This window comes from Klebsiella sp. HMSC16A12 (genome assembly GCF_001808265.1).
GTDB classification, from domain to species: Bacteria; Pseudomonadota; Gammaproteobacteria; order Enterobacterales; family Enterobacteriaceae; genus Klebsiella; species Klebsiella pneumoniae.
Genome location: NZ_KV792542.1, coordinates 147,992 through 158,077, shown reverse-complemented (window position 1 = coordinate 158,077; position 10,086 = coordinate 147,992). Strand labels below are relative to the sequence as shown.

12 protein-coding genes are annotated in these 10,086 nt (G+C 58.1%); 8 read left to right on the top strand and 4 right to left on the bottom strand.

All coding sequences use genetic code 11. From position 1 onward, the window contains the following. Positions 1 to 92 precede the first annotated feature (92 nt). Complete coding sequence (locus HMPREF3140_RS03985) at positions 93 to 803, top strand: hypothetical protein (RefSeq protein WP_004181422.1); 711 nt, start codon at positions 93 to 95, stop codon at positions 801 to 803. Positions 804 to 828: 25 nt separating this feature from the next. On the opposite strand, the gene degS is transcribed toward HMPREF3140_RS03985, so the two are convergent. From degS to zapG, 3 genes are all read right to left on the bottom strand, one after another. After that, on the bottom strand, positions 829 to 1,887 hold the full coding sequence (degS, locus tag HMPREF3140_RS03980; RefSeq protein WP_002918568.1) for an outer membrane-stress sensor serine endopeptidase DegS: 1,059 nt from the start codon (positions 1,885 to 1,887) through the stop codon (positions 829 to 831). Between the two features lie 87 nt (positions 1,888 to 1,974). Continuing rightward, positions 1,975 to 3,342: a serine endoprotease DegQ gene (degQ, locus tag HMPREF3140_RS03975; protein WP_004174125.1), complete on the bottom strand. Its 1,368-nt coding sequence runs from the start codon at positions 3,340 to 3,342 to the stop codon at positions 1,975 to 1,977. A 173-nt stretch (positions 3,343 to 3,515) separates the two neighbouring features. After that, a complete protein-coding gene (gene zapG, locus HMPREF3140_RS03970) occupies positions 3,516 to 3,914 on the bottom strand; it encodes a Z-ring associated protein ZapG (protein ID WP_002918565.1) in 399 nt (132 codons plus the stop codon). Positions 3,915 to 4,104: 190 nt separating this feature from the next. On the opposite strand from zapG, the gene zapE reads away from it, so the two are divergent. The 7 genes from zapE to HMPREF3140_RS03940 all read left to right on the top strand — a co-directional run bounded on the left by zapE (position 4,105) and on the right by HMPREF3140_RS03940 (position 8,611). Then, the gene (gene zapE / locus HMPREF3140_RS03965; protein WP_032412478.1) at positions 4,105 to 5,232 is read left to right on the top strand and encodes a cell division protein ZapE; all 1,128 of its coding nucleotides are present in this window, start codon (positions 4,105 to 4,107) and stop codon (positions 5,230 to 5,232) included. 265 nt (positions 5,233 to 5,497) lie between these two features. Further along, on the top strand, positions 5,498 to 5,926 hold the full coding sequence (gene rplM / locus HMPREF3140_RS03960; RefSeq protein WP_002918559.1) for a 50S ribosomal protein L13: 429 nt from the start codon (positions 5,498 to 5,500) through the stop codon (positions 5,924 to 5,926). Positions 5,927 to 5,941: 15 nt separating this feature from the next. Continuing rightward, positions 5,942 to 6,334: a 30S ribosomal protein S9 gene (gene rpsI, locus HMPREF3140_RS03955; RefSeq protein ID WP_000829818.1), complete on the top strand. Its 393-nt coding sequence runs from the start codon at positions 5,942 to 5,944 to the stop codon at positions 6,332 to 6,334. Positions 6,335 to 6,391: 57 nt separating this feature from the next. Beyond that, positions 6,392 to 6,676 carry a hypothetical protein gene (locus HMPREF3140_RS28585; protein WP_135801240.1) on the top strand — a complete coding sequence of 95 codons (285 nt, stop codon included), beginning with the start codon at positions 6,392 to 6,394 and terminating at the stop codon, positions 6,674 to 6,676. Beyond that, a complete protein-coding gene (gene sspA, locus HMPREF3140_RS03950) occupies positions 6,646 to 7,284 on the top strand; it encodes a stringent starvation protein SspA (protein WP_002918467.1) in 639 nt (212 codons plus the stop codon). The genes HMPREF3140_RS28585 and sspA overlap by 31 nt, the downstream gene beginning before the upstream one ends. A 3-nt stretch (positions 7,285 to 7,287) precedes the next feature. Next, a complete protein-coding gene (gene sspB / locus HMPREF3140_RS03945) occupies positions 7,288 to 7,782 on the top strand; it encodes a ClpXP protease specificity-enhancing factor (protein WP_002918465.1) in 495 nt (164 codons plus the stop codon). 124 nt (positions 7,783 to 7,906) lie between these two features. Next, a complete protein-coding gene (locus tag HMPREF3140_RS03940; RefSeq protein ID WP_004185859.1) occupies positions 7,907 to 8,611 on the top strand; it encodes an N-acetylmannosamine-6-phosphate 2-epimerase in 705 nt (234 codons plus the stop codon). A 54-nt stretch (positions 8,612 to 8,665) separates the two neighbouring features. Here HMPREF3140_RS03940 and HMPREF3140_RS03935 read toward each other — a convergent pair whose 3' ends face one another. Beyond that, entirely contained in the window at positions 8,666 to 10,084 is a 1,419-nt protein-coding gene (locus HMPREF3140_RS03935) for a glutamate synthase small subunit (RefSeq protein ID WP_002918461.1), read from the bottom strand. Positions 10,085 to 10,086: the final 2 nt, after the last annotated feature.

The following is a 10,086-nucleotide window of genomic DNA, read 5'->3' as shown; positions in this document are numbered from 1 at the left end:
GGGGTGATGCTCAAGTACGTGCTGGCGATGTAAGCCAGCCTGTTCCCGCGGCTGGCAAGCCGGCCGCGGAGATTTCTCATAAGGAGACGGTGATGAATGAAGGCATAGCATGCTGTCCGGAAAACCGGACATCAACACGGGAGGCGGTGGTTGACGCCATGCTGGCGTCAGGCGATGAACTTGCACAACTGCAGCCGGCGCTGAACCTGCTTTCGCCCCCGCTGAACGCCACGCCTGGTGAAGCGCTGCTGGCCAGCTGTTATGAGGCCGGCGCTGACCACAACGCTGACGAGGCAACACGGGCGGTGAGCGCCTTACCGGCGGCGGTCGTGCGCTCTGCGACGCCCTCGCTGCAGCGCAGCGGTCTGCTGTGCATGGCGGCCGGGGCGCTCAGCGCCCGGCAACTTCCACTGACGCACAACCGGCTGTGTGACGTGGCGGGGCAGTTCGCCCGCGCTATCCCTGAAGGCGATGAAGAGGCGGGCAGTGGATTTTATACCGTGCGCAGCGTGTCCCTGCCCGTCTACCGGCGGCTGCGGCGGGATAACCATTCTCACAGCGTCTGTCTACAGCAGGCGCTGCTGCATTTGCTGGCCTGGAAGAGTGAGTCGCCCTGGGCGCGGCAGCAGGCGCAGCGTCTGCTCTGGCAGGGTGGCGTGCTGGGTGAGAAGGGGGAATTTGCGCTACTGACGCTGGATGATGAGCTTCGCGAGCGACAGATAGTCTGGCCCGCGCTGAGATCGCTGCTGGCGGTGACCGGGTTTCTGGTCAGATTCCCGGCCGGTCCGGTATTTAGCGATTAACGTGGCTCCCCAAACGGGGAGCCGTTTAGTTGGTGGCCGGGTATTCCTGGACGGCGATATGGAGCGTGATTTTCTTATCATCACGCATGATGACCACCGGAATTTCCGATCCCGGGCGGATCTCGGCCACCTGATCCATCGTCTCCAGCGCCGAGACGGCGGGTTTGTCATTCACGGAGATGATCACGTCGTTGGCGCGGATCCCGGCTTGCGCCGCTGGACCGTCCGGGGCCACATCGTTAACGACGATCCCCTGAATCTGATCGATCCCTCCGCCCTGCGCGTGCAGCGGGGCGATCTCCCGGCCGCTAATGCCGATATAGCCGCGGATCACCCGGCCATCGCGGATCAGTTTATCCATAATTTTGGTCGCTAACTGGAACGGGATCGCAAAGCCAATGCCTTCCGGCGTTTCGCCGTCATTGCTCTTGTCAAAGGAGAGGGTGTTAATCCCCATCAGCTCGCCGAGGGAGTTCACCAGCGCCCCGCCGGAGTTACCGTGGTTGATCGAGGCGTCAGTCTGCAGGAAGTTCTGGCGGCCGGTCGGATTGAGGCCAATGCGCCCTGTGGCGCTGATAATCCCCTGGGTGATGGTCTGCCCCAGGTTATAAGGGTTGCCAATCGCCAGCACCACGTCGCCGATGTGCGGCGTGCGTTTCGGATTGATCGGGATCACCGGCAGCCCGCCGGTAGCATTGATCTTGAGCACGGCGAGATCGGTGAGGGAATCGGATCCTACCAGCAGCGCTTCGAAGACGCGGCCGTCCTGCAGGGCGACGATAATCTGATCGGCATCGTTGATAACATGCTTGTTGGTCAGGATATAGCCGCGCTGATCCATAATCACCCCTGAGCCAAGCGTCAGCTGATTATGGCTGGTGCTGTTAAGGGCGCGGTTATAGACGTTCACCACGGCGGGCGCCGCGCGGCGCACCGCGGCGTTATAGCTCGCCGGGGAGTCGTCTGCCGTATCGTTCTGGGTAGTCGGCGCCAACTGCCACTGGCGCAGCGAGGGCATCAGGGCCAGCAGCAGACCCCCGACAAGCAAACCGATGAGTACTGAACGTAATAACTTTCCAGGCATGATGCAGATATCGTTAATGAATGGTCAGGCGCAGCATAGCATGAGTTGTCCGGACATCGCACATGGCGGCGATGCCCGGAGAGACAATCAGCGCAGCAGCAGATAGATGCTTTCGTTGCCGCGGATCACGTTCAGGGCGATGACCGGCGGTTTGCCTTCGAGCGCTTTGCGCAGTTCGGCAATTGAGTGAATACGCTGCCGGTTAAGGCCAATGATAATGTCATCCTTATGCAGACCGACCTGGGCGGCGGCGCTGCCTTTATCCACATTATCGATCACCACTCCTTTGGTGCCATCTTTCATCTGGCCGTCGCTGAACGAGGCCCCCTGCAGCGCCGGGATAATCAGTTCCGCGCTGGCGGTTGAGGAGGTGCTCTTATCCAGGGTCACTTCGACATCGACCGGCTTTCCGTCGCGCAGCAGGCCCAGTTTGACCTTGGTACCCGGCTCGGTGGTGGCGATCCGCGAACGCAGTTCGGCGAAACTGTTCAGCGGTTTGCCGTTCAGACTCACGATGACGTCCCCGGATTTAATCCCCGCTTTGGCGGAGCCGGAGTTTGGCAGGACTTCACTGACGAAGGCGCCGCGCTGAACGTTGAGATTCATCGCTTTGGCGATGTCGGCGCTCATTTCCATGCCTTTAATGCCCAACAGGCCGCGCTTGATTTCGCCAAACTGAATAAGCTGGTCGGCGAGGGTTTTCGCCATATTGCTTGGAATGGCAAAGCCGATGCCGATACTGCCGCCGCCCGGCGCGAGGATCGCGGTGTTGATCCCGATAAGCTCGCCGTTGAGGTTCAGCAGCGCGCCGCCGGAGTTGCCGCGGTTAATCGAGGCGTCGGTCTGAATGAAATTCTCCAGCCCTTCAAGGTTCAAGCCGCTGCGGCCAAGGGCAGAGATAATGCCGGATGTGGCGGTCTGGCCAAGGCCGAACGGGTTGCCGACGGCGACGGCGAAGTCGCCGACGCGAAGTTTATCAGAGTCAGCAATGGCGATTTGCGTCAGGTGGTCTGGCTTAATCAGCTGCAGCAGAGCGATATCGCTCTGTTCATCGCTCCCGACCAGTTTGGCATCGAACTCACGGCCATCGTTCAGCTGGACGCTGATCTTCTGCGCCTGATTGATGACGTGGTTATTGGTCAGCACATAGCCTTTCGCCGCGTCGATGATAACGCCGGAGCCGAGCCCTTCAAACGGCTGCGCCTGCTCCTGCGGGGCGTTATCGCCAAAATATTTTTTCAGCTCTTCCGGCATATTGAGCGTCGGCGAGGCAGTGCCTTCCACCTGTACGCTAACCACCGCCGGCAGAACCTTTTCCAGCATCGGCGCCAGGCTTGGTAACGCGCCCTGGCCGGGCACCTGAGTCGGTAAGGATGCCGCTGCCGGAGGCAGGACCGACAACGATAACCCAATGCTTAACGCTAACGCACTCAACAGCAAAGTCTGTTTCTTCATTAGATGCTGGCTCTCGTAACCTGAGGTGTATGGAAAAATGTCCTGAATAACCTGATGTTATTGAATTTTTGCACAGGTAACAACGTGGGGACTGGTTTAAATTGTAGCCGGGAAGTGGGGGAAGGAGCGGGCGCGACGGGCGCGCCCGGAGAATATTTTAATCGCAGCGAGGCTTAATCGCGTTTTGCGCCTCCGCGCAGTAAACCGGATGCGCCCTCGGAGTAGTCGCGCGGCATCTGGACCGGCGCCTGATCGTTGCTGGCTTCAGACTCTTCCAGACGGTTGCGGAACGGGTTGGCGTCTGCCATCGAGTCCGGCAGCAGGTTGTTAGAGCTTTTCGCCATATGCTGATATAGCTGACGATAGTCGTGCGCCATGTTATCCAGCAGTTCGGCGCTACGCGCAAAGTGGCTCACCAGCTCTTCACGGTACTCTTCAAGCTCGGCTTTATTCTTTTCCAGTTCGTACTGCAGCGCCTGCTGTTGGCGCAGTTTGCGGTTGCCGAAACGCATGGCGACGGCACCAATGATGATACCGACGACTAACCCAATTAGCGCGTATTCCCAGGTCATGAACATCTCCCGTTGTATTGTGGTTCCGTAGGGTGGCTCTTAGGCTCTCCGCCTGCGCCCGATAGTGCCACTATAACCGCTAATTCCACAGAAGTGGAATCCTGGCGTATCATCGCGTAGTGTAGAACGGCCTTTTTTTCGTCAATCGTGAGCTTCGGCATTACGGTTTTCAAGGAATAACAATTAGATCATGCAAAGCCTGTCTCCAACATCGCGTTACCTTTTAGCCCTGAAAGAGGGCAGCCATCAACCCGACGACGTCCAGCAAGAAGCGGTGAGCCGCCTTGATACCATTTACCAGGAACTGCAGACGCAGCCCGCGCCGGTCGCGTCAGGCGGCGGTTTGCGCGCGAAATTCGGCAAACTGCTGGGTAAGCGCGAGCCGGCTGCCGGGACGGCACCTGTCCGCGGCCTGTATATGTGGGGCGGCGTGGGGCGAGGCAAAACCTGGCTGATGGACCTGTTTTACCAGAGCCTGCCGGGCGAGCGTAAACAGCGCCTGCATTTCCATCGTTTCATGCTGCGCGTACACGAAGAGCTGACCACCCTGCAGGGACATAGCGACCCGCTGGAGATCGTCGCCGACCGCTTTAAAGCGGAAACCGACGTGCTCTGTTTCGACGAGTTTTTTGTCTCCGATATTACCGACGCCATGCTGTTGGGCGGGCTGATGAAAGCCCTGTTCGCCCGCGGCATCACCCTGGTGGCGACCTCCAATATTCCGCCGGATGAACTCTATCGCAATGGCCTGCAGCGGGCCCGTTTTCTGCCGGCGATCGACGCCATCAAGCAGCATTGCGATATTATGAACGTCGATGCCGGCATCGATTATCGACTGCGTACCCTGACGCAGGCGCACCTGTGGCTGTCGCCGCTGAATAACGACACCCGCGAACAGATGGATAAACTGTGGCTCGCGCTGGCGGGCGCGCCGCGCGCTGCCGGGCCGACGCTGGAGATTAACCATCGCGAGCTGCCTACCCTCGGCGTAGAAAACCAGACGCTGGCGGCGTCATTCGCCACGCTATGCGTGGATGCGCGCAGCCAGCATGACTATATCGCGCTCTCCCGACTGTTCCATATGGTGATGCTGTTCGACGTGCCGGTGATGACCGCGCAGCTGGAGAGCGAGGCCCGCCGCTTTATCGCTCTGGTGGATGAGTTTTACGAGCGCCATGTAAAGCTGGTGGTCAGCGCGGCAGTGCCGCTGTACGACATTTACCAGGGCGAGCGGCTGAAGTTTGAGTTCCAGCGCTGTCTCTCTCGTCTGCAGGAGATGCAGAGCGAAGAGTACCTCAAACGTCCGCATATGCCCTGACAGGGGACTTTTTCAGGCGGATTCAGGGCCGTAAGGCCGCCCCGGGCGCGGCCTGAAAAATCTCATAAAGGGGTCGATCTTTGACCCCGACTTCTCTATAATCTTGCGACCCCACGTTACGAGAAGGTTTTTTTCCCGAAACTTTCTATGCGCCGGCATAGGCTATTCGAAGGGGTAGGTTTGCTGGACAATGTCGTGTGAACCTCAACTGACTAAACGTTTGGGTGTTCACCAACGTGTAACTTATTATTTGGGTAAGCTTTTAATGAAAACTTTTACAGCTAAACCAGAAACCGTAAAACGCGACTGGTATGTTGTTGACGCGACCGGTAAAACTCTGGGCCGTCTGGCTACTGAACTGGCTCGTCGCCTGCGCGGTAAGCACAAAGCGGAATACACTCCGCACGTTGATACCGGTGATTACATCATCGTTCTGAACGCAGAAAAAGTTGCTGTTACCGGCAACAAGCGCGAAGACAAAATGTACTACCACCACACCGGCCACATCGGTGGTATCAAAGAAGCGACCTTTGAAGAGATGATTGCCCGCCGTCCTGAGCGTGTGATTGAAATCGCGGTTAAAGGCATGCTGCCAAAAGGCCCGCTGGGTCGTGCTATGTACCGTAAACTGAAAGTTTACGCGGGTAACGAGCACAACCACGCGGCACAGCAACCGCAAGTTCTTGACATCTAATCGGGATTATAGGCAATGGCTGAAAATCAATACTACGGCACTGGTCGCCGCAAAAGTTCCGCAGCTCGCGTTTTCATCAAACCGGGCAACGGTAAAATCGTTATCAACCAGCGTTCTCTGGAACAGTACTTCGGTCGTGAAACTGCCCGCATGGTAGTTCGTCAGCCGCTGGAACTGGTCGACATGGTTGAGAAACTGGATCTGTACATCACTGTTAAAGGTGGTGGTATCTCTGGTCAGGCTGGTGCGATCCGTCACGGTATCACCCGCGCTCTGATGGAGTACGACGAGTCCCTGCGTTCCGAACTGCGTAAAGCTGGCTTCGTTACTCGTGACGCTCGTCAGGTTGAACGTAAGAAAGTCGGTCTGCGTAAAGCACGTCGTCGTCCGCAGTTCTCCAAACGTTAATTGTTTTCTGCTCACGCAGAACAATTTGCGAAAAAACCCGCTTCGGCGGGTTTTTTTATGGATAAAACGGCTGTTATCCACAAGCATAGCGCCGGTTCTCGCCACTTTTTCAGCATTTCCAGAATCCCCTCACCACAACGTCTTCAAAATCTGGTAAACTATCATCCAATTTTCTGCCCAAATGCTGGTGATTGTTCATTTTTTGTTTTATTCGTGAACGAAGGTGACATCGCGCTAATGGGGTTTTTACATCTGGCTGGTCATGAGTGGCCGGCAGCAGTACAAAATTCTGAATATACCTGGAGGTTTTCATGGCTGTCGCTGCCAACAAACGTTCGGTAATGACGCTGTTTTCTGGTCCTACTGACATCTATAGCCATCAGGTCCGCATTGTGCTGGCCGAGAAGGGTGTCAGTTTTGAGATAGAGCACGTGGAGAAGGATAACCCGCCTCAGGATCTGATTGACCTCAACCCGAATCAAAGCGTACCGACGCTGGTGGATCGTGAGCTCACTCTGTGGGAATCCCGCATCATTATGGAGTATCTGGATGAGCGTTTCCCGCACCCGCCGTTAATGCCGGTTTATCCGGTGGCGCGTGGTGAAAGCCGCCTGTATATGCAACGTATCGAGAAGGACTGGTATTCGCTGATGAACACCATCCAGAGCGGTACCGCAGCGCAAGCTGATGCTGCGCGTAAGCAGCTGCGTGAAGAATTGCTGGCCATCGCGCCGGTCTTCACCCAGAAACCTTACTTCCTGAGCGATGAGTTCAGCCTGGTGGACTGCTACCTGGCGCCGCTGCTGTGGCGTCTGCCGGTTCTTGGTGTGGAGCTGGTTGGCGCTGGTGCGAAAGAGCTCAAAGGCTATATGACTCGCGTATTTGAGCGTGATTCCTTCCTCGCTTCTTTAACTGAAGCCGAGCGTGAAATGCGCCTCGGTCGGGGCTAAATAATGGATGTATCACAGCTGACGCCGCGTCGCCCGTATCTGTTACGGGCGTTTTATGACTGGCTGCTGGATAACCAGCTGACGCCGCACCTGGTGGTGGATGTGACGCTGCCGGGCGTGCTCGTGCCGATGGAGTACGCGCGCGATGGGCAAATCGTTCTCAATATTGCCCCGCGTGCGGTAGGCAATCTCGAGCTGGCGAACGACGAAGTGCGCTTCAACGCGCGCTTTGGCGGGGTACCACGCAACGTGTCTGTCCCGCTGGCTGCGGTACTCGCCATCTACGCCCGTGAGAACGGCGCTGGTACGATGTTCGAACCGGAAGCGGCCTATGACGAAGACGTCAGCAGCCTCAACGATGATGACGTCGCGCCGGAGAGTGAAAGCGAAACGGTGATGTCGGTGATCGATGGCGATAAGCCGGATAATCACGACGACGATCCTGACGACACGCCGCCGCCGCGCGGTGGTCGCCCGGCGCTGCGCGTGGTGAAGTAAATCCCTTCTCTGACAGGCCCTGCGGGGCCTGTTTTTTTGTCTGTCCGCTTTGTTAACTCTGCCACAAACGAGGCGTCCCATGGCTGGTATCGTCATCGCCACAGGTAGTTTTTAGGGAGCAGACATGTCTTTACTCGCACAACTGGACCAGCGTATCCGTCATCATGGCGGATTAATTGTCTCCTGCCAGCCGGTGCCGGGCAGTCCGCTGGATAATCCCGCTATCGTCGCGGCAATGGCGCTGGCGGCTGAGCAGGCGGGAGCGGTAGCGCTGCGCATCGAAGGCCTGGCCAACCTGCAGGCCGTTCGTCCGTTAGTGACAGTGCCCGTTATTGGGTTGATCAAACGCGATTTGCCCGATAGCCCGGTGCGTATTACGCCATGGCTGGAAGATATCGACGCGCTGGCGCAGGGCGGAGCGGATATTATTGCTATTGACGGCACCCAGCGTCAGCGTCCGGCGTCAGTGTCGGCGCTATTAGCAGAAATTCATCGGCTGGGGAAAGTGGCGATGGCCGATTGCTCATCTCTCGACGATGCTCTCGAGTGCTGGCAGTTGGGGGCTGAGATTGTCGGCACGACTCTCTCCGGCTATACCGCAGAAGAGACGCCGGATGAGCCGGATCTGGCGCTGGTGCAATGCCTGAGCGCGGCGGGCTGCAGAGTGATTGCCGAAGGGCGCTATAACACGCCTGCCCAGGCGGCGGAGGCGATGCGCTGCGGCGCGTGGGCGGTGACCGTCGGCTCGGCGATTACCCGCCTGGAGCATATCTGCGGCTGGTATAATACGGCGCTGAAAGCGGCGGTTTGCCCGGCGAATGAGCAATAAAAAAGCCCGATGACGTTAACCATCGGGCTTTTATGCGTGAGGTTCCGGACCTAATCAGACTTCAAGGTAGTTGAGGATCCCGTCCGCCGCTTTACGGCCTTCGGCAATCGCGGTGACCACCAGATCGGAACCGCGAACGATATCGCCACCGGCGAAGATTTTCGGGTTGCTGGTCTGGAAGGCGTTTTCGCTGCCTTCCGGGGCGATAATACGGCCCTGGGAGTCCAGTTCGACGCTGTGCTTCGCCAGCCACTCCATGCTGTGCGGACGGAAGCCAAACGCCATGACTACGGCGTCAGCCGGCACCACGTGCTCAGAGCCGGGGACGATCTCCGCGCGGCGGCGGCCCTTCGCATCCGGCTGGCCCATTTCGGTGCGCGCCATCTTCACGCCGCAAACCTTACCGTTGGCATTCACTTCCACGCCCAGCGGCTGGACGTTAAACTGGAACTCAACGCCTTCTTCGCGCGCGTTTTTCACTTCGCGTTTTGAGCCGGGCATGTTCTCTTCGTCACGGCGATAGGCGCAGATCACGTGCGCCGCATTCTGACGGACGGAGGTGCGTACGCAGTCCATCGCGGTATCGCCACCGCCGAGCACCACCACGCGTTTGCCTTCCATGCTGACATAGGGCTCATCGGCGGTTTCACCAAAGCCCATGATCTGCTTAGTGTTAGCGATCAGGAACGGCAGCGCGTCGTAAACACCCGGAGCGTCTTCGTTGTCCAGTCCACCGCGCATAGACTGATAGGTCCCGACGCCGAGGAACACCGCATCGTACTCCTTCAGCAGGTCGTCGAGCTGCACGTCGCGGCCCACTTCGGTATTGAGTTTGAACTCAATGCCCATGCCGGTGAAGATCTCCCGGCGGCGGGTCATCACCTCTTTTTCCAGCTTGAACGCCGGGATACCGAAGGTCAGCAAGCCGCCGATTTCCGGATGGCGGTCAAATACCACCGCCTTGACGCCGTTACGGGTCAGCACGTCGGCGCAGGCGAGGCCCGCCGGGCCAGCGCCGATGATCGCGACGGTTTTACCGGTCGGCTTCACGTCGGAGAGATCCGGACGCCAGCCCATCTCGAATGCCTTATCGTTGATATAGCGTTCGATGTTGCCGATGGTCACCGCGCCGAACTCATCGTTCAGCGTACAGGAGCCTTCACACAGGCGGTCCTGCGGGCAGACGCGCCCGCAGACTTCCGGCAGAGTGTTGGTTTGATGCGACAGCTCGGCCGCTTCAAAAATACGCCCCTCGTTGGCCAGCTTCAGCCAGTTCGGGATGTAGTTATGCACCGGGCACTTCCATTCGCAGTACGGGTTGCCACAGGAGAGGCAGCGATCCGCCTGCGCCTTGGCCTGGCCTTCTGAAAACGGCTCGTAAATTTCCACAAACTCAATTTTACGGATCTTCAGCGGTTTCTTTGGCGGATCAACGCGCTGCAGGTCGATAAATTGATAAACGTTCTGACTCATCT

Coding starts and splice junctions, on each gene's coding strand:
- HMPREF3140_RS03985 (WP_004181422.1), top strand. CDS start 93: ATGAATGAAGGCATAGCATGCTGTCCGGAAAACCGGACATCAACACGG.
- degS (WP_002918568.1), bottom strand. CDS start 1,887: ATGCCTGGAAAGTTATTACGTTCAGTACTCATCGGTTTGCTTGTCGGG.
- degQ (WP_004174125.1), bottom strand. CDS start 3,342: ATGAAGAAACAGACTTTGCTGTTGAGTGCGTTAGCGTTAAGCATTGGG.
- zapG (WP_002918565.1), bottom strand. CDS start 3,914: ATGACCTGGGAATACGCGCTAATTGGGTTAGTCGTCGGTATCATCATT.
- zapE (WP_032412478.1), top strand. CDS start 4,105: ATGCAAAGCCTGTCTCCAACATCGCGTTACCTTTTAGCCCTGAAAGAG.
- rplM (WP_002918559.1), top strand. CDS start 5,498: ATGAAAACTTTTACAGCTAAACCAGAAACCGTAAAACGCGACTGGTAT.
- rpsI (WP_000829818.1), top strand. CDS start 5,942: ATGGCTGAAAATCAATACTACGGCACTGGTCGCCGCAAAAGTTCCGCA.
- HMPREF3140_RS28585 (WP_135801240.1), top strand. CDS start 6,392: ATGGATAAAACGGCTGTTATCCACAAGCATAGCGCCGGTTCTCGCCAC.
- sspA (WP_002918467.1), top strand. CDS start 6,646: ATGGCTGTCGCTGCCAACAAACGTTCGGTAATGACGCTGTTTTCTGGT.
- sspB (WP_002918465.1), top strand. CDS start 7,288: ATGGATGTATCACAGCTGACGCCGCGTCGCCCGTATCTGTTACGGGCG.
- HMPREF3140_RS03940 (WP_004185859.1), top strand. CDS start 7,907: ATGTCTTTACTCGCACAACTGGACCAGCGTATCCGTCATCATGGCGGA.
- HMPREF3140_RS03935 (WP_002918461.1), bottom strand. CDS start 10,084: ATGAGTCAGAACGTTTATCAATTTATCGACCTGCAGCGCGTTGATCCG.